The following is a 22,990-nucleotide window of genomic DNA, read 5'->3' on the forward strand; positions in this document are numbered from 1 at the left end:
AAATTATAGTGCTTTACTGATCGCACAAAAACTGGTTAAGACTCAATCATAACTTTGCATAGTTTATCTTCCAACGCCTTATATTTAGCAGCTGGATCAACAAATCCATTGATCATGATTGAAAAAATCAGGGTCTGCTTTTTGTTAGTCTCAAGATAACCCGACAAAGATGTCACTGCGGTTTCAGAACCTGTCTTTGCATGTACTTTCCCTAAAGCTACAGAATCGTTCATTCTATCCTTAAGTGTGCCATCTACGCCTGATATGGCAAGAGAAGAAATAAAATCAGATGCCCCTGGAGATAAAAAGATTTTCTGTAGTAGGGTAACTATTTGTGCTGGGGTTAAAAAATTATAGCGAGAACTGCCTGCACCATCAATAAGCGTGGTTTTAGGAAAATTCAGCTGTACCGATTGGGCCAAAATATCGCGCACCGCACTATTCCCATTAGCAAAACTTCCTGCTTCGTGAGCATAGTTTGCTCCCATTGTCTTAAACAAAGCATCGGCAATCGTGTTATCCGATTCTTTTAACATCGTTGCCACTAAGTTTTTTAACGGTGGAGAATCTTGACGAGCAAACGGTTTGGCTGGAGTCTCAAAATTTTTAAACTCCACTTCCCCAGTGACACCTATGTGATTTTTTTCTAAAAAATGCTTTAACAATAGTTTTACATTATCTCGCGGATTACTGATTGCCATTTCGACGGGGTAAGGGCTAGCGGAAGCACTAAGACACCCGCTCATCACATAAGTTGTCTCATCACTGCGCTTCACTTTCACTCTACAGTTCTTCGTTGAAGCAGGACTGGTCATAACTTGATTAATAAAATGCATGGATTGTGGGTAGTTAGGCAGTTCAAGTTTGGCAAGTTGCCCAGGTTCAGGAGCAGGAATTAAGGTTGCTTTGACACAATTATGATTAATAATTAAAGCACTTATCGGCGAACCCCAGCAAAAATCTTGATCATCCCAAGAAGTTCCCGGACTCATACCCATTTGATCAAAGGCAGTATCATCAATAATGATTTTACCCTTGATACGGAGGATGCCTACTTCTGCTAATGAATTGATGAGTGATTCCAGTTGTTCCACAGTGAATACGGGATCACCTGAAAATTGTAGGTATAGGTTATCCCTCAAAACCCCTTTACGGATTTTAGTATAATCAAGAAAAAGTTGGGTTCGATAAGTAAAATCAGGACCAAGCGAGTGAAGTGCTGCAAACGCTGTGAATAATTTTTGATTGCTCGCCGGCATAAAATAGCGATTCACATTCTTTTTAAAAAGGACTTTACCAGTTTTTGCATCTTGCACATAAATACCGATATTAATATCCTCTTTAATATCACTTAAGACATCCTGTATTTTCGTATCAAGAAAGGTAGCTTCAACGGTTTCCTCTGCAAAGGAGGCAATTGAAAAGCACGATACAAACAGCGTAAAAGCTAAGAGATATGTTCTCATATTGATATTCCATTTAAATTCACAGTGATCGCTTCTCAGTCTACAACCGTGCATCTGTTTCGGGCGTGTATTAGGAGAACAGGCTTACATTACCCTTCCCTTCGTCGAATCTGTGAAATGGGTATAAATGTTTCCGTACCCTTTTCTATTCGGTGCTGGCTCCCTTTCCAGGCATGCCCGTAAACTACCTCATAGGTCAGTGGGTATTTGCCCTGCGGGGTAGACAAAGCCTGGTACGCCGACTCAAATGTTTGCCACGAATTTTTGCCTGTTAGCCCTTCATTGCGTGCTTGATTGATATTGCGCACCCCTTGCGCCTTCAAATTCTGCAATAACTGCTTAAGGCTAGAATAGTGTACTGTTAATAACTCCATATCGACAACAGGATCGAGAAAATGTTCAGCCAACAAACAATCACCAATATCATGCATGTCGATAAAGTCATTTGTATGAGCATAATTATCAACTACTGACCAGGCCTGTTTTAACTCTTTAAACGTATCTGGGCCGAGGGTTGAAAACATCAAGCAACCATTCAAATTCATCACACGATTCAACTCCCTTATTACTGCAGAAAGCGGCGAAGACCAATGGATGGTTTGATTCGCAAAAACTAAATCAAACACACCATCATTGAAAGGTAACGATGTCATATCCGCATTAATCAACGGCCACTTGCACCGCCATTTTTGTTTTCTCCGGGACTGCTTAAGCATCGCATACGATAAATCCAAGCCGATTACTTGTGCTTGGGGATAAAGTTTTTTAAGCTGAGAGGTAAAGATTCCTGTGCCACAGCCTAAATCAAGCACATAACGTGGTGTGATTTTTAAATAATGTAAGCGTTCAAATAAGCGCTCACCGATTTCATTTTGCACTTTGGCCGCTTTTTCATACTCCGTAGCCTGTTTATCAAAAGCATTGCAGATTTCAGTTATTCGATTCATCATTAGGTCAACAATAATTAAGGCGTGATACACATTTGTAATTGCTCAGCTTCCCCACGTTAATCTTTACTCGAACGGTCTGATTTTCTCGCAAGATGCGCCAAATACGCCCGTTGCTTTATAGGAACTTAGCACTTTCTAATTTTCCACACGCCATAAGGGAATCCAACGTCGTGCGCCAGAAAATCACCAGTATAACACAGTTGTTGCGTTTGCCTTCGGTCTGTGTCCTTTGTAACCAATACCATGATCAACCCTTTCCTGTTTGTCATCCATGCACACGCTTGTTTAAGAAAATCGGACCTGCATGCCGTTATTGCGCCCATCCTTTGCCGGATGAAAAATATTTAGTTTGCGGGATTTGTGTAAAAGAAAAACCAACCATTGATAATACAATCACAGCTTATCGGTTCGAAGAACCTTTACGCACTTTATTGCATGGATTTAAATATCATGAAGCATTTTACCTGGGTGGGTTTTTGGCCAAATTAATATTAGAAGCATTGGCAAATCGACCGATCACCACAGAATGCCTCATTCCTGTCCCCTTGCATCCTAAGCGCCTTAGGCAGAGAGGCTTCAATCAGGCAGTTGAACTCTCTAGAATTCTATCTAAAAAATTACAGATACCTTGTGAGCCCAATCTTTGTAAACGCATTGTCCATACCGATCCGCAAGTTAATTTAGATAGAAAACAACGAAAACAAAACGTGCGCGGTGCTTTTCAAAGTAAATTGACTCACTATCAACACATTACTTTGGTGGATGATTTATTGACAACTGGGAGCACAGCTAATGAATTGGCACGTGTTCTTAAACAACAAGGCGCCACTCGAATTGATCTTTGGTGTTGTGCGCGGGCTTTTTAACGAGTTAAATACCGCTGTAAGTCATTCATCAAAAGCTGAATGAGCAAGACAGCAAATACAATGAATGCCAAACGGTATAATAACACCTCGACTGCGATAGACATCGGCTTCCCACGAATTTTTTCCACTAATGAATAAACAATTGAGCCTCCATCAAGGCCTGGAATAGGAAATAAATTCACAAAGCCAACGGCTAAACTTAAGCTAGCAATAAAAGATAAAAATACTGCAGTTCCTTGCAAAAAAGAGGTTATTGACACGGAAAACAATCCTAAAGGCCCAAGTAAAACCGAGAAGGGGATCATCCCGGTAATTAGCTGCTTCAACATCACTAGAAAAAAAACAAGCAAATACAGAATTTGTTCAAAGGCATGGCGAATTGAGTCCATAAAAGATTGGCCAACAACAAAGGAATTAGAAACATTAGCAGGAACCGCTTCAATGCCAAGCGCACTTAATAAGGTATCCTTTTTTTTGTAGTGCCATTGGCTTAGATCCAAATTGACTTTTCGTAAACCCCCTTCTTCATTGCTAACCCAAACCGGTACATTTTTTTTACCGAGAGTCATGACCAGGCTCATGCCTACATCTTGCCATGAACTGGTTTTCCAACCTGAAATTTCAACAAAGCGATCATGAGCCTTTAAGCCTGCCAATGCGGCGATGCTTTGCGGTAACACGTTTTGAATCAATGGTTGCTGTTGTTGATAACCCAGCATAAATAGCATTGTAAAGGCCAACCAGGCCATGATTAAGTTAGCTAGGGCACCAGAAAGCAAAATAATACAACGCTGCCAAATGGGTTTTTTATCAAAACATAAGGAGTAATGTTCTTTTTCTAAAACTGGTTCTATTCTTGAATTGAGCAAATGCACATAGCCTCCTAGAGGCCACAAAGCCCAAACCCATTCTCGTCCAGATTTATCTTTATAAGATAGTAGTGGTTTGCCAAAGCCGATGGCGATTCGCTTGATCTTAACGCCGAATAGCTTTGCTGCCAGGGCGTGTCCTGTCTCATGTATTCCAACGACTAAAATCAGGGTTATTACAATGGCAAGTAAAGCCAATATCATGAATGACCTCCGGTGCGCATCTGACACTTTCATTAAGCTATTTTACGGAAAGCCCAATTTACGCATTATTCTTTGTGTTATTGACAACTAATCGTAGCGAAGGTTGTCCTTTTCGACCTTCTAATTCATACCCTTTGCGATAGACTTCAAAAGTTCGATAAGCTTGGCTTGTTTCACTGTCCACTAACTCAACGTCATCGCCTTGATCATCGACCAGGGTAACGCTCAGATGCATCTCTCGGAAATTGCCAATTTTATATCGCTCTTTGAACAAACGTAGCACACTCAATAAACTTTCTGCGGCCTCTTCACTGTTGTGTTCACCTCGAAAAATGATGTCCATTGCCACCCCTTATCAGGATTCTGCCTGTTCAAGAAAGCCTACTATTGTTAGCGGCGATAAATAAAATGACTTGAGATTAATATGCAATAATTTTATCAAATTTAACTTTTTTTAGTCATATTGACTATGCTTTTCATTCCCAATGTGCTTAATTCAGTGAGTCACTTACGTGCGTATAAAGAACGACGAAAGAAGAATAAGGAATCCCTCTTATCCAATGTAATCGCCAATTCCCAGCCGATGGAACTATCCTCCTTATCTTGCACAGCTTAAAAATGGGACAGCAGTGCCTTAACTTGATTAAACGCTATAAATTTATTGGCTAATGGTTTACAATTCCAAGATTATTCTGTGGCTCTATATTCCTATGGTGTTTGTCGCGTGTGGGCTAAATCATAAAACTGCTCCAATTAATGTGCGGGAGAAGATCGCATTACCGCTTGCTATGCAAGGAACATTGCTTAATAGCCTGGTAAATCTGCCTGCTGTCAATGAAGCTGCGATTTTATCTACCTGTAATCGCACTGAAATTTACTGCGATACAGAGGAGCCAGAAAGCCTTGCCCCCTGGCTTGCCTATCAACATCAACTTGCACCTGAGTCTTTATCCCCATACTTCTATATTCATCACGGGCATCACGGCATTCGCCATACTTTGCGCGTAGCCAGCGGCTTAGATTCAATGATGTTGGGCGAACCCCAGATTCTTGGCCAGATGAAACAAGCCTACCAATATGCTTGTGAATTAGGTACCATCAAGACCAATTTACGCCAAGTATTCGAATACGTTTTCAGCGCGAGTAAACGCATCAGAAACCGCAGCGGTATTGGTACAAACCCTGTATCAGTAGCTTATGCAGCTGTACAGCTGGTCAGCCAATTCTTTTCCGATTTTCAGTCATTAAACGCTTTTTTAATCGGTTCAGGAGAAACAGCGACACTTGTTGCAAAATATTTGCACAAACAAGGTGTAAGAAATTTCTTCGTCGCAAGCCGCACCAACGAGAATGCAAAGCAACTTTCTGCAGCATTTAATGGGAAAGCATTAACTATTGGGGATATTCCACAATACCTTGCCCAAGCTGATGTAGTCATCTCTGCAACTGCTTGTCCTTTACCATTTATTAATAAAAGCCTAGTGGAACATGCATTAGGTAAACGTGCTCATGCACCTATGTTTTTTCTTGACTTAGCCGTCCCCCGCGATATTGAACCGGATGTTGCCGAAATAGAAGCAGTTCGTCTCTATAATATCGATGATCTGCAATCCATGATTGTAAAAGGTATGGATGAACGGCGCTCTGCCGCACTTCAAGCAGAGCAACTCATCGAATCTGAATTAGACAATTATATTCGTTGGCATCGCTCATTGCGGGCTAAAGATGCTATTTGTAATTACCGCAACCGCATGCACGATTTAGCACAACAAGAATTAAAACGAGCCCAAGAAAAATTACGGGCTGGCCATTGCCAAATTGGGGTGTTACAGGAATTGTGTGATCGGTTAGTTAATAAATTAACACATCCTCCCTCTGTTGGCCTTCGCCAAGCAGCGCAGGATGGACGTGAAGAACTTCTTGATTTAGTCCATTATTTATATAATTTCACAACGATTCAATCCCCCTATGAAGAAATCTCTTGAATCCAAACTTGAGCAAATGCTTGAACGATTTCAGGAAGTAGGCCGCCTGCTTTCGGAAGCCTCAGTAATCGCTGATCAGAACAAATTTAAGAATTTGTCCAAAGAATATGCACAATTAGAACCAGTCGCAAACTGCTTTAACACCTATGTACAAGCACGCGATAACCTTGCTTCGCTACAAGAATTGCTTGAAGGTGACGACAAAGAACTCGCTGAGATGGCAGCTGATGAAATCGACGCAGCCAAGAAAAAACTAGAAGGACTCGACGAAGAGCTGCAATGGCATCTCCTCCCCAAGGATCCTGATGATGAACGTAATGTTTACCTTGAAATCAGAGCTGGGACTGGTGGCGACGAAGCAGCAATTTTTGCCGGCGACTTATTTCGGATGTACAGCCGCTATGCTGAAACCCAAGGCTGGCAAGTTGAAGTGATCAGCGCCAGCCATGGTGAACACGGCGGATATAAAGAAATTATTGCGAGAGTCAGCGGTCATGATGTTTATTCGCAGCTAAAATTTGAATCAGGTGCGCATCGTGTTCAGCGTGTTCCAGAAACAGAATCGCAAGGACGTGTCCATACTTCAGCTTGTACTGTTGCAATTCTTCCTGAAGTTGAAGAAATCGATGAGATTGAAATTAATAACGATGAAATACGCATTGATACTTATCGCGCTTCGGGAGCTGGAGGCCAGCATGTCAATAAAACTGATTCTGCAATACGGATTACCCATCTTCCAACTGGACTCGTTGTTGAATGCCAAGACGAACGCTCGCAACATAAAAATCGAGCAAAAGCAATGGCACTACTCCGGACACGGTTACTGGATGCAGAACAGACCAAACAGCGCCAACAACAAGCGCAAACTCGCAAATCCCTCGTGGGCACAGGGGATCGTTCCGAACGTATCCGAACCTATAATTTTCCCCAGGGCCGATTAACTGATCATCGCATTAATTTGACGCTTTACCAGCTACCTGACATCATTTCTGGCGATTTAGCGCCGATAATTGATGCGCTTAAACGCGAATATCATGCAGAATTACTTGCCGAGCTTGGACGCCATGATTGACATAAAAGGGGCGCTATCACAAGCGACAACCCAACTTGAAGCAGAAAGTGATAGCCCCCGTTTAGATGGCGAAATTCTTCTTGCGCATGTCTTGATGAAGACCCGTACCTACCTTTATACCCATATGGATAAAACCCTGACAAAAGCCCAATGGCAAACCTTTCAACAGCTGGTTGACAAGCGTGCTCATGGTATGCCCATTCCCTATTTAACTGGTACAAGGGAATTCTGGTCACTTCCTCTTAAAGTTTGTGAGGACACACTTATACCAAGACCAGAAACTGAGTTACTGGTGGAACTCACTTTAAAGTTACTGGCCGATAAACCTCATGCCCAAATCCTGGATTTGGGCACGGGAAGCGGGGCTATCGCCCTAGCTTGTGCCCATGAGCGACCCGATTGGCAAATTATTGCTTGTGATTGCAGTCTGTCAGCTTTGCAAATCGCAGAAGAAAATGCTGCCCGCCTTCGGGTAACGAATATTTGCTTCTACCATTCGGATTGGTTTGAAAAAATTAGCCTTACGCAAAAATTCGATGCTATTGTTACCAATCCACCTTATATTGCAGCTAATGATCCTCATCTTATCCAGGGCGATGTTCGCTTTGAACCCACTCTGGCATTAGTTGGAGGCACCGATGGTTTGGAAGCAATAAGGCATATCATTCAGCATAGTCTTGCTAGACTTAAACCTGACGGGCTATTATTGATTGAGCACGGTTTTGATCAAAAATCTGCAGTAGGGTCTATGCTTAATGATTATGGGTATAGGCAAGTTCAGTGCTGGCAAGACTTGCAAGGGAATGACCGAGTGAGTGGTGGTAAACGATAATAGGGAATAGTTGATGACCAGCCTGTTTTTTGATATATCTAGCGGTTTTCTAGCGCATGCCGTAAGGGCTTGTTGGAAAGACACCAGAGCAGGAGGCATTGATGCCGGAACAACTAATTGATAAAAATAGTGAGAGTAAAAGAAACGTGAAAAATGACGCCGTTAGCAACATGGGAATAGCCCCCTATCAGGAAACTGAAGGCGAAGAATACATGAATGAAAAGCAGCTTGCGCATATTGAAAAAATATTGCTTGCTTGGCGCCAATCACTAATGGAAGAAGTCGACAGAACAGTAACCCATATGAAGGATGAGGCGGCTAACTTTCCCGATCCTTCTGATCGTGCCAGTCAAGAGGAAGAGTTTAGTCTTGAACTGAGAACTCGCGATCGGGAGCGAAAACTAATTAAAAAGATTGAAGATGCTCTTGAACGATTGCGCGATCAAGATTTTGGTTACTGTGAAGCCTGCGGCATCGAAATAGGCCTCCGTCGCCTTGAGGCACGTCCTACTGCTACTCTGTGCATCGATTGTAAAACGCTTTCCGAGATTAAAGAGCGGCAAAATCAAGGAAGCTAGAATTTAGCAATCTGCTCATCTAGGATTTAGGCCTAGCCTAGGTTGAGTCGCGACCAATATTGAATCTTATTCAAATCGATGTTGGTCAGCAACCCAACCTACACACCCACTACATTGCATAAAGCAATATTTTGACTGTAATGGATAAGTCCCTATCATTAAGCAACATATTTGGCACATTTGTCAGAAAAACATGCCAAAACTCGTCACAAACCAGGAGCCCTGCTGATCCACAGCGTAAAAGAACTTAGTTAGCTATAAAATCGCCCAGCTTCGGCGAATGGGGGAACGCTTACCCCAAAACAGCCTCGGCTTGAGCCGCATAACGCTGGACAGCGCCTTTATTTGCCTCAAGCACAGAGGTTGCATTATCAACCAGTCTTCTTTTCTTATTTTCATCTTGATGCAGGGCAATAATTCGGTCAATCAAATCATCCGCATTTTCCGCAAGCTCAATGGCTTGAGCTACCTGCAAATCGCGACAAATTGTTTTAAAGTTATGGACTTCTGGCCCGCTAAACACAGGAACCCGCATTGCGATGGGTTCAAGTACGTTATGCCCGCCTACAGGAACTAAACTGCCGCCTACAAAAGCATAATCACTGATCTGGTAGAAACCTAAAAGTTCACCTAATGAATCCAAGATGATTACTTCGTTATTGGGATTTATAGTTTCAATTTGACTTCGAAGCCCTGTATTAAACCCTTGATCCATACTTAATTGATAAACCTTTTGGAAACGCTCAGGATGTCTTGGCGCAATTAATAGAACCATGTTCGCCAATCCCGCTTGGAGCTTTTTCAAACGAGATAATATTTGCTGCTCCTCATCGTCATGGGTACTTGCAACCATAACAACGGTACGCTCCCTCCCCCAGCAATTTTTTAATTCTAAAAACATTTCAGAATTAATATTCTGGGTTTGTAAATCAAATTTCATGTTCCCTAATACGACCACTCTTTCTTCATCCGCACCCAATGTTTTAAATCGTTTTGCATCATCCTCACTTTGGGCAAAAATAGCCTTAAACTGGTTTAACACCGGCTTAAATAAGAAATCAACTTTTTTATATCCCTGACATGAGCGATCAGATAATCTTGCATTAATTAGGAAAAGCGGTACCTGGGCCTTTGTCGCATAGTGGATTAAATTTGGCCAAAGCTCTGTTTCAACAATCAATCCCAATCGGGGTTTTGTCTTCTTGAAAAAACGATTAACCACAACGGGTAAATCATAAGGAACATAACGATGGCTCACTTTGTCACCAAAACGAACTTTGACTCGTTCCGCCCCTGTAGGGGTCATCGTAGTCATTAAAATTCGCCATTTTTTATCAAGTAAAGCGTCTATCAGAGGAGTGACTGCAATCACTTCACCAAGAGAAACGGCATGCACCCATATATCAATTTCCTGCTGTTTTTGGGGATCAAGCGAAAACCTTTCGGCAATTCGCTGACGGTAAGCTGGTAAACGGCGTCCTTTCCACCAAAGCCGAAGGATCAAATAAGGTGTCAATAGATACATTAAAAAAGAATAAACCTGACGCATAACAAGTCTCAGTGCAAAAAAGTGTAATTATATAGTGATTTTATTAGTTGAAGGTAATTTAAAGTGATTTAATTGACTTTAATACCGATAAAAGAACAAAATATTAACATGTTTATTATAATTTAATCTTGATGCTCGCTCGTTTAGTGTCACCTAAGCAATTTTAAAGCTAAAATTACTATATACCTAAAAAGGTATAACTAAATTGGAATGTGATAATGAATTTACGCCAATTCTTTGCCAATAATCAGTGGTGGGGTAAATTAATTTGTGCCTTTCTTGGCTATCTGATAGGAGGTTCTGCCGGAGCCCTCTTTGGACTTCTTATTGGTAATTTTTTCGATCGTGCCCTTATGGAGCATTATCGCCGACCAGACTGGTATTATTACTCAGAGAAGCAAGAATATGTGCAGAAAATTTTTTTTGATGCCACTTTCTCTATTATGGGTCATATCGCCAAATCAGACGGCCGTGTATCCGAACAGGAAATTGAGATGGCCAAAGCGCTAATGCATGAAATGCGCTTAAACCGTAAGCAAAAATTAGAAGCGCAGCGGCTTTTTAATGAAGGAAAAAAGATCACGTTCGATCTTGTGGACATGCTGAATGCCTTAGAAAGTGCTTGTCGAGATAATCCTGATCTATTGAAATTATTTATGGACATCCAATATCGTGCTGCAATGACAGACGGGCTATCTGAAAGAAAAATTCAAGCTGTTGATGTTGTATTTAGGCGATTGGGATTTGCCCCTCTACGCGATCAATTTCGTTTTTACGAAGATTTCGGCTTTCAAAAAGCGAATCAATCAAGCAACCAACGCACTTATTCCTATAATCGCAGCCGTGCCTATCAAAACAGCAGCAGTTATCAAAGGCCACAAGATAGCTTAGCTCATGCTTACGCGATCCTAGAACTGAATCAAAACGCAAATAAACAAGAAGTGAAACGGGCTTACCGACGATTAATCAGTCGCAATCATCCGGACAAATTAATAGCTCAAGGCTTACCTGAGGAAGTGATTAAGAAGGCCAATGATAAAACCCAAAAAATTACTAAAGCCTACGAGCAGATTTGCATGAGTAAGGGCTGGTAATCTTTGCGGTCGCTCAATTAAGCAAAACCGGCGGTTTTGAACGAGTCACAGGCCGTAAATGCTTCATCCAGCCATGAAGGTACCCAACCAGCATGTTGCGCGTATAGAGGTAATCGTGTGTCGCTCCTGGAAATTGCAATGCGATATATTGGTTACTATGATTATTCTCTCGGCGGAGTGTCGCCTGCCTTAAGACAGTTGAATAATCAAATTGCCCTACAACATCAAATACAGGAAAAGGGATCTTTTTTAGCATATCCAAAGTCTCATTCGATGAAGATTCATCAAAAGCAGAAAGCAAAATTAATCCATTAACCTGTTTAGATTGCAATTTAGAGAAATAGCCCAATAAACTCTTTAATTGGGCTCCATAATAGAGCACGACTATACGCTGGTTGTTTTTTTGACGAAGATTAGATAGGGCCTCTGGCAACACATCAATCCATGTTAGCTTGTCTTGTTGCTGATTTGTATCCAAAATAGCAACTGACCACCCTAACTTGGCAAACCGTTTAGCTAAGTTAGGCGATAGGGCGAATCCTTCCCAAAAAGGATCGCCTTTAATAATCAAAATCCCTCCGTGCGCTTTTTTATTCTGTGCTGACCAATAAGTTAGGCTTATTTTTAGTCCATTCACCTGAATTTCAAGATTTTCAGCCTTGCTTTCAGTAATGATGAAAATGACTAATATACACATCCGAATCAATAATTTCATTGTGGATTAGTCTTGTTGAGGATGGATTGAAGGAAGCAAAAACCTTGCCTTGATTCTAACGGGTTAAGGGGCATGTATTTGTGTTATTTCTTGCGAGCGAGAAAGCACAAATAAGCCCCCTAGTAAACCTACTCCCCAAACTGAACGCCTTCAGAATCTAAAATCGCTTTGGCATTTTCAGCGAGCATACTATGGGCCGGTGCCGTAGGATGAACAGGATCGAAGAATAAATATCCCTTACAGATATCATCATTGGCTTTTAATTTTACATCAGCAGCAATGTGTAAAATGGAATTCCCTAAAGATTTATCAATTTGGGCAGCATAGCAAGTATCGACAATATTGGTAAATCCATAGCTTTCGGGTGATTCCAACAATTCGTTCATTCTCGATCTAACATCGTAATACATCCACTTTACATCGGGATAAGATTGCTGAAGCTCACCGACTGAATCGAGTAGAATAGCATTATGGCGTTTACTAAAGTTTGAAAGTGTTTTCCTAGCTTCAAGGTCAGATGCAATAGGAGTTTTGCCTAGATCGGGTATGTTAACCACCATGATGTATTTTGCTCCAGCATTAACCAGCCGTTTTAATCCTGCCACAATCCCTTTGTTCACTTGCGTAACGGTTTCTTCGGCATTGCTCGGCAAACCAATATAGTTATTGGCACCAATCCAAACGATATACAAATTATTTTCGCTGGCCTTGCCTTGATGTGCGTTCAGGTAGATATCAAGCTCACGCTTTAGGGTCATCAAAACATCACTCTCTTCATCGGATATACCTGCACCTCCGAAAGCATAATCGAGAAGATGGGAGTTGGGATTTGTCGAAAAATAATATTCGACTAGACGTTCAACCCAAATAGGACCATTCGAAAAACGCCCTGAAAAATAAGGGGGAGATTGTGGGATCTTATGTCCCATGTATTCGTAAAGATTGCCGTTGTCAGACAAACTATCACCAAAAACAACAATGTTATTTAAGGGTAGGCTCTGAGCTTGAGCAAAGCCTGAAAAAAGCAGAACGAACGAAATAAATAGGGCTTTCATCTGTAACCTTATGCGTGGTTATTAACTGACTCAATGAACAAGGAATATAATATATACAAAATCCAAAACCCTAAAGCAATCAATTTTTTTTACAGTGTGAGTATCTGAACAGCTCTTGTTCACTGATAGAGGATACAACTCCAATGTCATTCAAAGCAAGCAGCCCAACCCTCGGTTTCTCTCAAATCTAGGTTGGGCCCATACGCCAAACCTCAGCCCATTTATTCAGAATACAAGCTATTGTTTTGTTGGAAATGAATTTCCGTCTCCATTTCTGTAATCCGGAAAAGAAGCATGCATATGTGCTATTTTCCAGTTTCCGTTTTCTTTTTCGACAATTATAGTGCCGCGGAAATGCTCAAAAACATATTCCTGGCCGGCAATCGTGACTTTTGCCTTACACACCGCAGCAGCCCATAAAGCCTCATTCGATGTGGGGATAAACGAAATGATTTCAATTGCACCTGCATCAGTTTGACTCCAGTCACGCTGCAACTGTGCTTCAATTTGCTCCAATCCTACACGATATTCATCAAGTCCTGAACCCCAGACATTTGAATTATTCGTGAATAAAGTAAGTAACCTGGGTAAATCTCGTGCTTTGTATCCTTCACAAAAATCCAAAAATAATTGCTGAGCATGCGATTCTCGAATCTTCATAGCAACCTCTTTTGATATTAAAGACAGGAAGCGAATTATAGCTATTTCATTTCAACTTAATTGTCAGCGATTATTACGGACAAAGAGCAAGTGCTTGCTCGATTTCAAAACGAGAGGCGAATCCTGTTCGCTGTTTAATCCTATCGATGTAAGTTTCAACTGTGCGCGGAGAAAGCTCGAGCAATCGAGCAATTTCTTTATATGAAGCGTCTTGAAGCCAGATGCGTAAACAAGCTAATTCTTGGGCTGTAACATAGGTCATGCTGTGTTTACCATAAAGATTAACCCGACCGTTAGTCAGACAAAGCTTTTCATAATTGACATCTCGATAGGCTTGGGGAAGTAAGATTCTATTTTCATTCATCAACGTGATCAGCTCTCGATGATTGCGATCAAAACTATTAATGTATTGCTCAATGATTTTAAGTTTATTTAGATAAAATAACGCCGCATTTGGGTGCTGTTTTGGCAAAGCCACAGCAATCATATCGTAATAATTTTTAGCACGTCTCACCAAAGTGATGCCGTTGTGGATATTAAACTTTTCTCTCGCGAGTTGCACAGGAGACTCAGGTAAAGATTCATCCCACAAAAACCAGTAAGAATGCGTATTTTCATATTCCTGGGAATAGGAAGAAAAGACAACCGGTGAATGATCAATGTGCTGAAAATATTCAAAAAGGCCGGTATTATTGGTCAACAACCCAATCGCTCCATCGTCATAACATCTTAAATACTGAAAATAGCTGAAACCAAAATTTTTGAGGAAATGATCACTTAACTCCTGAATTTTTTCTCGGAGGGTAAACACCGTGTGATCTAAAGAAATTTGAACAGCCACAATAAAATTTCCTTCTGCAATTATCCATTAACCCGAGGTTTCAATCCTAGCCCTCATCCGCAATCCTTTTGCCTTAATTGATTTTAAGATTATGCAAAATATACTTTGTCCATAAATGGTAAAGCAACCCTGGTTATCTTACTACTTTATTTGGGAACCAGGCTTCCATGATTATAAAAAATACGGTATAGTTTTTTTATAAGCATCTTTAATCAATGAACAATGCATTTTAATCCTTTCACCATCATTGCTATTATCACTTTTCCAATCGGCTGAATAGCCGATTCTTATACGCCCACATTTAAAATTAATTGTAAAAACCCCTTAAATCCCCAAGCAATGAGGTGACTGATGCCTTACTCTAGAAAAAATTATATGTCCTATTTAATGTGGCTTTTCCCCCTGCTTTTTTTTGCTTACCAATTCATCTTGCGCCTCTGGCCTGGCCTAATGATGCAACAGATTATGGGTCAATTTTCCATTGACGCGAGTCATTTCGGTTTTCTTGCGGCGCTTTATTATTATGGCTATTCTGGAATACAAATTCCTGTTGCCATTTTGCTTGAACGCTACAGTGCCCGTTCTGTTATTTGTCTTTTTGCCCTTATCTGTGGCTTGGCTACTTTAGTTTTCACCTATACCAATAACTGGTATCTCGCTTGTCTAAGCCGCTTTTTAGTGGGTGCTGGATCAGCGGTGGGTTTTCTTGGGGTATCAAAAGTTGTGTCTCAATGGTTTCCTAAAAATCGTTATGGCAAAATGATTGGCTTTTCGTTTACCTTTGGCCTACTTGGGGCGATTTACGGAGGAAAACCAGTCAGCCTCCTGATTACCAACTACAGCTGGCAAACTGTCGCTTCCGTCTTGGCTGTGGCGGCGCTCCTAATCGGCCTTACAATCTATTTTTTCTTATCCACACCCCAAAGGGTGTCAGTAGAAGCTGAGAATCAATTCAAACTCAGTTATTTTAAAACTCTTCTCTCTTCACCACTCATATGGCTGTTAGCGATTGCTAATTTCCTTATGGTAGGTTCCCTGGAAGGTTTTGCTGATGTCTGGGGCGTTTCTTACCTTTCGACCGCATTTAGTTTGCCTAAAGAAGAGGCTGCTCAGTTAGTTTCGTTTATTTTTGTCGGCATGTTATGCGGCGGTCCGCTGCTTGCCTTTTTTAGCCATCGTTTGGGTAATTATTTCGTCATAACTGGTGCAGGGCTTTGCATGGCGCTTGCCTTTTTGATACTACTTTCAATCACTGAATACAATTGGTATTGCTTCGTTGGTTTATTCTTCGTGATAGGCAACATGTGTTGTTACCAAGTCATTGTTTTTGCTGCCGGCGCCGAACTGGTTAGCCCTAAGCTATTAGGTGTGGCGGTCGCGCTTCTTAATTGCATTAATATGCTTGGAGGCTCTTTTTTCCATACGTTAATCGGCCATTTGATGGATTCAACTTGGGCAGGAGAAATAAGTCAAGAAGGCTTAAGGCTTTATTCTCTGGATTCTTATCATGGATCACTTGTGATGATTCCTTATTGCGCAATAATCGGAGCTTGTATGACCGGATTTATTGGGATCTTTTTACGTTATAAGCAAAAAACGGCAGTTTCCCCTCTCATGGGCGAGGAATCTTCTCAATCTTGGCAATAACCCAATTAAGAAAATAAATACTCTGGCTTAATCCACACTACAGGGAGCATTCTCTGTAGTGCCGATCTGAATTTAAGCATTATTGAATCCTAAATCATGATCAATTTGCTCGGTTTCCACCCTATCCTCAGCAGAGGCGGTTGCAGGAACAGTTGAAGGAGAAAATTGGCTGTACCTATTGCTGCCAGCACCGGTTAACCCCCTAAAAGGTAAATTTAGGCCTAAAGCAGATTGGTTATCTTTAAAATGCATTATATTGTATACAAGTTTATCTGATAGAAGAGTCAGATTAAAATTTTCCGCGGATTTATGAATATAACGTTTTAAATAATCAAAATCTTTTGGAAAATCAATGTATGCAGGTGTGGATGCCAAACCGTTATGCAAAGCAGTTAAATAAAATTTCTGTAAATTATTTGCGTAGCTTTTGACAATATGCAGCAATAATGCCGCTTGTTGTAAATCCCCTTTTACAATTAAATCATTGCATCTCGCCAGTAAATGGTAGGATTGTGCAAAATAGACCTTATTTATCAAATCACAATAATCATGTATTGCCGAATCTAATCGTACAGCAAATTGCTGATCACCATGCAAATGGTTAAATTCAATTTCGCCTGAATAATAATTTTGTTGTGTTAATAATCCGAATACATCCTTTAGAGCGAAGTTAGCCCGTTTATGCCTTCCTAATGAAAATTCCCTTCGAGCATATTCAAGAACGCTTTCGATCTCCCGTATATAGTGCAAAAACATAGCCTTTCTCTTATGAAATGAAAAAAAGGGCTATGATAGTAAACAAAGCTTAAGGAAAAATTAAATCAATAAGTGCATTATTTGAGAAATCTCATTGCAAGACAAAAAATCAAAATGACATTTTGCATCTAAGGTCACCGTTCCTGGGTTTATCCAGAATTGTTGAACAAGAGGGGAATCAGGTAAAACCGAGAAAGTTGTAATTTATCCGTGTTATTTTTTTGTTCTGCATTGAGACGAGACATTTTCCATGGACAAAATCAAAAGTTGTATTGCGTCCTAATGTATGGCTTCAAGGCGGTGTCAATCCTTTCTCAGTTCGAGCCCGTCAAAATGGTTTGTATTTTTCCATATCGATTCGGCAGAAGGGTAGATGCGCTGTCTCGAAGTTTTGCCAAAGCGTCTACGACACCAAGCTTTCACCCCTCTCCAGGCCGAACGTATCCAAGCGATCCGGATCTTCACAGCCTCAATTTTTGTGAAGATGCTCAGGATGGATCGTTATTTAATTTAGGGTTATTGTTAACTACCGTTAGCGGTACCCAATGAAGTCAACTTTAATTGTCTCCCACAAACCCATGCCTTATTGAGTTCTTGAAAGACCTCTTTTGGCATCCCTTTTGGTAACCGAACAGTTGAATGATCATCATGAATTTTCAACCCGGTAATATAACGACTTTGCAGCCCTGCTTCATTCGCAATAGCTCCCACGATATTACCTGGCTTTACCCCATGTACTCGGCCGACATCGATGCGAAACAGTTCTTGGGGATAATCATCGCGAAACTTTCTTTCCCCTTTACGATCGCTTGCACCACGTCCAACAACCGCACCACGGCTTGGTTTCCCTTCATCTCGAATAATACGTGCTTCTTTAGCCGCAGAGCGGGGTTTAGGTAAGTCTTGTTGCCAAGGTTTATCTTGATTTAGCATTAACGCGAGGACAGCCGCAACATCAATCGCTGAAGTTTGGTGTTGCTTGATAAACTCTTCGATAATACGGCGATAAGCAGGTAAATTTTCATGCTGTAACCGTGAGCTAATATTCGCCATAAATCGCTGCTGGCGTGCAACCTGGATCATATGGTCATTAGGTACAGCTATTTTTTCTATGCGCTGACGGGTATGGCGTTCAATAAGATTTAAAATGCGCGATTCTTTGGGGGTTACAAATAAAACAGTCACCCCACTGCGCCCAGCCCGGCCAGTACGGCCTATACGGTGCACATAGGTTTCGCAATCATGAGGAATATCATAATTGATAACATGAGTCACACGCTCGACATCCAAACCACGTGCCGCTACGTCGGTTGCTACCAAGATATCAATTGCTCCCTGTCTAAATTGCGCAATGATTCGTTCGCGTAAGGCTTGAGTTATATCACCATGAATAGCCATAGCACGATAGCCTTGTTGCTGCAATGTTTCCGCAACCTCTTCAGTACTGCTTTTAGTACGAACAAAGACAATTACCCCTTGATAATCTTCTGCAGCTAATACTCGCAATAAAGCATCTGGTTTCTGGGCAACGGATGCAAATAAAAAGCGTTGCTCAATGCTTTTTACTGTTGCGGTTTCAGCACGAATTTCTATCGAAACTGGCTCATTCAAATAACTGTTAGCAATTTGACGGATCCGATGAGGCATCGTTGCAGAAAATAAGGCCATTTGCTTTGCCGTAGGTAACTTCGCAAGAATCGCTTCGACATCCTCGATAAATCCCATGCGCAACATCTCATCCGCTTCATCAAGGACAAAAGTGGATAATTGATCCAATTGCAAAGTTCCTCGATCAATGTGATCCAAAATTCGCCCAGGGGTTCCCACCACAATCTGAGCTCCATCACGGAGCTGCTTTAACTGTCGACGGTAATCTTGGCCACCACATAGAACAGAAACGGTAATGTTTTGGCGAGCACTCAGCATTTCAAATTGTTCAGCAACTTGAATAGCTAACTCGCGGGTTGGGGCTAAAATAAGCGCTTGGGTGGCGGACGATTTGAGGGATAACCGCTGCAAAATAGGCAAGGCAAAAGCAGCTGTCTTCCCAGTTCCTGTTTGCGCTTGGGCTATCACATCACGGCCTTGCAACAATAGCGGAATCGTTTTTGCTTGAATAGGAGATGGGTTCTTAAACTTCATATCCTCAAGCGCTTTTAATAATGTATCTGATAAATTGAGGTCAGCGAAGTTCGCTAATTCTTGTGTCATAAAAAATCCAAATAACTAAGGGAATATCTGAAAACGGGTTTAAGTAATGTAAAATTTGCTCAGTATAATAACAAAATAAGCATACTGATGCACGAAATTTATTTTTCTGCAAATAGCATGATGAGAAATAGATGGTCTGAATTTTAGTACAAAATCACAAAAAAACTTATTATTATTTACTACTTTTCAATATTTTTACCTTAGAAACCCTTTTTTATGCTTCTCCCTAGAAAACCCTACTAAATCAAGGCAGCCAAACGACAAGCCTGATCAATTGCATGGCGGGCATCAAGCTCCAGTGCCTTAAATGCACCACCAATGAGATGTACTAATAGGCTTGCCTCTTTTAGAGGCTCATATAAATCCCGTAACTCATTTTGTCCTGTGCAAATCACTACGGAATCTACAGCTAATAGCTGTGGTTTATCATCGATGAGAATGTGTAAACCTTCATCATCAATGCGCTCATAATGTACCCCCGCAAGCATTTTAACTTGTTTGTGTTTTAAACTTAAACGATGAATCCAACCGGTAGTTTTACCTAATCTTTTACCATGCTTTTCTTTTTTGCGCTGCAATAAATAGACTTCCCGAAGGCTTGGGGGGATTTCTGCTTTCTTTATTCCGCCACGATGCTCCATTTTAATATCAATACCCCATTCGTCGTAGAATTGTTGTTGAGATTCATGAGCCCCATGAGTTAGTAATTCAGCAACGTCAAATCCAATCCCACCTGCGCCAATTACCGCCACGCGATTTCCTGGGATTTTATGCCCTTGGATGAGTTCAACATAGGTCATAACCTTTTCATGGTTGAGGCCTTCAATTTCAGGAATACGGGGGGTGATTCCCGTTGCTAAAACAATTTCGTCGAATCCTTTTAAAATATCAAAAGTGGCAGCTGTGTTTAAACGAATATCAACCTGGTATTTTTGCAGCTGATAGGTGAAATAGTTGATAGTATTTTGAAACTCTTCTTTACCTGGAATATTTTTTGCCAAATTAAATTGTCCGCCTAAAACACCTGATTTTTCAAATAAGGTGACTTGATGCCCCCGTTCGGCTGCAACTGCGGCGAATGCAAGCCCGGCAGGGCCTGCGCCAACAACCGCAATTTGCTTTGGATGATGCACCGTTTGATAAACAAGCTCTGTTTCATTACAGGCACGAGGATTAACAAGACAAGATGCAGGTTTATTGACAAAAACACGATCGAGGCAAGCTTGGTTACAGGCAATACAGATATTAATGGCTTCGCTCTCCCCCAATCTTGCTTTTTCCACAAAGCGGGGATCGGCTAAGAATGGCCTGGCCATGGACACCATGTCTGCAACCCCCTCTTCGAGAAGCGCATTAGCCAGCTTAGGCGTATTAATACGGTTTGAAGTGATCAAAGGAATCGTGATTTCTGGTTTAAGGCGCTTTGTAATAGGTGTGAATGCAGCGGGAGGAACCATTGTCGCAATTGTGGGTATACGCGCCTCATGCCAACCGATGCCCGTATTGATCAATGTCGCCCCAGCCTCTTCAATCGCTTTGGCAAGAAGCACAACTTCCTCCCAACTTGAGCCCTCAGCAATTAAATCGAGCATTGATAAACGATAAATAATAATAAAATCCTTGCCCGCCGCTTCACGAACCGAACGCACGACCTCCACTGGAAACCGCATGCGGTTGGTAAAACTGCCCCCCCATTCATCATTTCGCTGATTCGTGTGTGCTACGATAAATTGATTAATAAGATACCCTTCACTGCCCATGATTTCCACGCCATCATAGCCCACCTCTTTGGCTAAGCGAGCGCAACGGGCAAAATGCTTAATGGTTTTTACCACCCGCCGCTTGCTCATCGCCCAAGGTTTAAACGGGCTGATAGGCGATTTTATAGCGCTAGGCGCTACAATAAAGGGATGATAACCATAACGGCCTGCGTGCAAGATTTGCAAAGCAATTTTTCCCCCTGCCTCATGCACGGTATGGGTAACTACCTCATGATGATGTTGTTCTTTGCTTGAAGTGAGCTTCGCTGCGAAAGGAGCTAAACGGCCCGCCCGATTAGGTGCAAACCCGCCTGTAACGATGAGTGCAGCCCCCCCTTGAGCTCTCTCGCGATAAAAGGCAGCTAAACGATGCAGCCCCTCTTTCTCTTCCTCCAAGCCAGTATGCATCGATCCCATTAATATGCGATTTTTTAGCTGGGTAAATCCTAAATCGAGAGGCTGAAAAATTGCCTTATAGGGAGTATTATCAATTCTAAGTTCCATGAACACTCACATTAAAAGACCTCGAAATTTCAGTATAAAGCTTTTGAGGAATATCATGAATAACTTCTTCATTTTATTGCTCACTTTTCTATCTCTAGCAAGGTAAATGAGATGTTAAACTAATCACTTTTTTGGCCTAAGGCAATTTTATATACCATACTAATATTAGACATAGTACCTCTGTTAGCACAAAAAAACCTCGTTTATGGAGAAATTATGGAAGTGCAAGCCTTTCAATATTTGCTAAAAACAGGCTGGAGTCTAGAACATTTTCCTGATTTAGATTCAGAACAAACTTTAGTTCTAATCTTTGCTGCACCTGAATTTCTTCATAATCCCCAACCTATAAAAGAAATAGCAAGCGCCTATAAAAAAGCAAAAATATTAGGCTGTTCCAGTGCTGGAGAAATATTTGGGGCACATATTTACGACCATAGCCTATCCGTTGTCGTCGCTAAGTTCGATAAGACAAAAATCAAAATTGCTAAGGCAAAGGTAAAGAATAACGAGGACTCATTTAGTGCAGGTGAGTCGATCACACAACAATTATTAAGTGATGATCTCAACGGCATTTTCGTATTATCGGACGGTTTAAACATCAACGGCTCGGAATTAGTCAAGGGATTGAATTCCTTAGCACCAGATTCTCTTGTGATTACTGGCGGATTAGCTGGGGATGGCAGTGATTTCAAGCATACTTGGACCATTTTTAATGGTGAAATACTTACTGACCATGTCATTGCAGCAGGACTTTATGGCGACCACATCCAAATCGGACACGGATCTAGAGGAGGCTGGGATATTTTTGGCCCCCTACGGCGGATTACACGCTCCTCCAAGAACGTTCTTTACGAATTAGACCATCGGCCAGCTTTGCAGCTTTACAAAGAATACCTTGGTGATAGAGCAGATCAATTACCTGCATCGGGTTTGTTGTATCCCTTAGCCATCCGAGACATGAGTTCAAATGATCAGACCCCGCTTGTGCGAACTATTTTAGGGATCGATGAGAAATCGCACTCCCTTATTTTCGCTGGCGATATGCCTACAGGATACCATGCACAATTAATGCGGGCCAATTTCGATCGCCTGATAACAAGTGCCAATGAAGCGGGAGAAACGGCTAGAAAAAAAATGCAAGGTGAAAATAAATCCGAGAAGCCTGCGCTTATCATCAGTATAAGCTGTGTAGGCCGTCGATTATTGTTAGGTGAGAGGACAGAAGAAGAAACCGAATCAACCTTAGAATCTTTCCCATCCGGATCGACACAAATTGGATTTTACTCCTATGGTGAATTATCGCCGCTCGCAACACCTGATTGTAAGTTACATAATCAAACCATGACGTTAACTACCTATGCTGAGGTTGAATAGTC

The 22,990-nt window shown here is 41.4% G+C and carries 20 protein-coding genes; 8 read left to right on the forward strand and 12 right to left on the reverse strand.

Annotation, left to right across the window (positions count from 1 at the left end):
• Positions 1-35 precede the first annotated feature (35 nt).
• A complete protein-coding gene (gene dacB, locus LMI_RS11550; RefSeq protein ID WP_045099939.1) occupies positions 36-1,466 on the reverse strand; it encodes a D-alanyl-D-alanine carboxypeptidase/D-alanyl-D-alanine endopeptidase in 1,431 nt (476 codons plus the stop codon).
• Between the two features lie 89 nt (positions 1,467-1,555).
• Positions 1,556-2,413 (reverse strand): malonyl-ACP O-methyltransferase BioC, encoded by an 858-nt coding sequence (bioC, locus tag LMI_RS11555; RefSeq protein ID WP_045100738.1) that lies wholly within the window; start codon positions 2,411-2,413, stop codon positions 1,556-1,558.
• A 173-nt stretch (positions 2,414-2,586) separates the two neighbouring features.
• Between bioC and LMI_RS11560 the strand changes: the two genes are divergently transcribed.
• Positions 2,587-3,282 carry a ComF family protein gene (locus tag LMI_RS11560; protein ID WP_102010556.1) on the forward strand — a complete coding sequence of 232 codons (696 nt, stop codon included), beginning with the start codon at positions 2,587-2,589 and terminating at the stop codon, positions 3,280-3,282.
• On the opposite strand, the gene LMI_RS11565 is transcribed toward LMI_RS11560, so the two are convergent.
• A complete protein-coding gene (locus tag LMI_RS11565) occupies positions 3,279-4,355 on the reverse strand; it encodes a M50 family metallopeptidase (protein ID WP_045099940.1) in 1,077 nt (358 codons plus the stop codon). The genes LMI_RS11560 and LMI_RS11565 overlap by 4 nt on opposite strands.
• Before the next feature lie 58 nt (positions 4,356-4,413).
• Positions 4,414-4,698, reverse strand: a complete 285-nt coding sequence (locus tag LMI_RS11570) for a hypothetical protein (RefSeq protein WP_045099941.1) — start codon at positions 4,696-4,698, stop codon at positions 4,414-4,416.
• 367 nt (positions 4,699-5,065) lie between these two features.
• Between LMI_RS11570 and hemA the strand changes: the two genes are divergently transcribed.
• The 4 genes from hemA (at position 5,066) to dksA (ending at position 8,822) form a co-directional block, all read left to right on the forward strand.
• On the forward strand, positions 5,066-6,340 hold the full coding sequence (gene hemA / locus LMI_RS11575; RefSeq protein ID WP_045099942.1) for a glutamyl-tRNA reductase: 1,275 nt from the start codon (positions 5,066-5,068) through the stop codon (positions 6,338-6,340).
• Entirely contained in the window at positions 6,324-7,412 is a 1,089-nt protein-coding gene (prfA, locus tag LMI_RS11580) for a peptide chain release factor 1 (RefSeq protein ID WP_045099943.1), read from the forward strand. Before hemA ends, prfA begins: the two co-directional genes overlap by 17 nt.
• A complete protein-coding gene (gene prmC / locus LMI_RS11585; protein ID WP_045099944.1) occupies positions 7,405-8,244 on the forward strand; it encodes a peptide chain release factor N(5)-glutamine methyltransferase in 840 nt (279 codons plus the stop codon). Before prfA ends, prmC begins: the two co-directional genes overlap by 8 nt.
• 101 nt (positions 8,245-8,345) lie before the next feature.
• A complete protein-coding gene (gene dksA / locus LMI_RS11590) occupies positions 8,346-8,822 on the forward strand; it encodes an RNA polymerase-binding protein DksA (RefSeq protein WP_045099945.1) in 477 nt (158 codons plus the stop codon).
• Positions 8,823-9,114: 292 nt separating this feature from the next.
• Here dksA and waaA read toward each other — a convergent pair whose 3' ends face one another.
• A complete protein-coding gene (waaA, locus tag LMI_RS11595; protein ID WP_045099946.1) occupies positions 9,115-10,371 on the reverse strand; it encodes a lipid IV(A) 3-deoxy-D-manno-octulosonic acid transferase in 1,257 nt (418 codons plus the stop codon).
• 218 nt (positions 10,372-10,589) lie between these two features.
• Here waaA and djlA point away from each other — a divergent pair, with 218 nt between their 5' ends.
• Positions 10,590-11,465 (forward strand): co-chaperone DjlA, encoded by an 876-nt coding sequence (gene djlA, locus LMI_RS11600; protein ID WP_045099947.1) that lies wholly within the window; start codon positions 10,590-10,592, stop codon positions 11,463-11,465.
• Between the two features lie 13 nt (positions 11,466-11,478).
• On the opposite strand, the gene LMI_RS11605 is transcribed toward djlA, so the two are convergent.
• The 4 genes from LMI_RS11605 to LMI_RS11620 form a co-directional block, all read right to left on the reverse strand.
• Positions 11,479-12,180 (reverse strand): alpha/beta hydrolase, encoded by a 702-nt coding sequence (locus tag LMI_RS11605; RefSeq protein WP_052679557.1) that lies wholly within the window; start codon positions 12,178-12,180, stop codon positions 11,479-11,481.
• Positions 12,181-12,308: 128 nt separating this feature from the next.
• On the reverse strand, positions 12,309-13,235 hold the full coding sequence (gene plaA, locus LMI_RS11610; RefSeq protein WP_045099948.1) for a GDSL family lysophospholipase PlaA: 927 nt from the start codon (positions 13,233-13,235) through the stop codon (positions 12,309-12,311).
• A gap of 237 nt (positions 13,236-13,472) precedes the next feature.
• The gene (locus tag LMI_RS15150) at positions 13,473-13,895 is read right to left on the reverse strand and encodes a nuclear transport factor 2 family protein (protein ID WP_064102981.1); all 423 of its coding nucleotides are present in this window, start codon (positions 13,893-13,895) and stop codon (positions 13,473-13,475) included.
• Positions 13,896-13,968: 73 nt separating this feature from the next.
• The gene (locus tag LMI_RS11620; RefSeq protein ID WP_074454219.1) at positions 13,969-14,736 is read right to left on the reverse strand and encodes a response regulator transcription factor; all 768 of its coding nucleotides are present in this window, start codon (positions 14,734-14,736) and stop codon (positions 13,969-13,971) included.
• Positions 14,737-15,087: 351 nt separating this feature from the next.
• On the opposite strand from LMI_RS11620, the gene LMI_RS11625 reads away from it, so the two are divergent.
• Positions 15,088-16,383 (forward strand): MFS transporter, encoded by a 1,296-nt coding sequence (locus LMI_RS11625; protein ID WP_045099949.1) that lies wholly within the window; start codon positions 15,088-15,090, stop codon positions 16,381-16,383.
• Positions 16,384-16,455: 72 nt separating this feature from the next.
• Here the strand turns inward: LMI_RS11625 and LMI_RS11630 are convergent, their stop codons facing one another.
• From LMI_RS11630 to LMI_RS11640, 3 genes are all read right to left on the reverse strand, one after another.
• A complete protein-coding gene (locus tag LMI_RS11630) occupies positions 16,456-17,139 on the reverse strand; it encodes a hypothetical protein (RefSeq protein WP_045099950.1) in 684 nt (227 codons plus the stop codon).
• Between the two features lie 522 nt (positions 17,140-17,661).
• Positions 17,662-19,350 (reverse strand): DEAD/DEAH box helicase, encoded by a 1,689-nt coding sequence (locus LMI_RS11635; protein WP_045099951.1) that lies wholly within the window; start codon positions 19,348-19,350, stop codon positions 17,662-17,664.
• 239 nt (positions 19,351-19,589) lie between these two features.
• Entirely contained in the window at positions 19,590-21,614 is a 2,025-nt protein-coding gene (locus LMI_RS11640) for an NADPH-dependent 2,4-dienoyl-CoA reductase (protein ID WP_045099952.1), read from the reverse strand.
• 216 nt (positions 21,615-21,830) lie between these two features.
• On the opposite strand from LMI_RS11640, the gene LMI_RS11645 reads away from it, so the two are divergent.
• Positions 21,831-22,988, forward strand: a complete 1,158-nt coding sequence (locus LMI_RS11645) for an FIST signal transduction protein (RefSeq protein ID WP_045099953.1) — start codon at positions 21,831-21,833, stop codon at positions 22,986-22,988.
• The last annotated feature ends 2 nt before the right edge of the window (positions 22,989-22,990 follow it).

This window comes from Legionella micdadei, from assembly GCF_000953635.1.
Lineage (GTDB): Bacteria > Pseudomonadota > Gammaproteobacteria > Legionellales > Legionellaceae > Tatlockia > Tatlockia micdadei.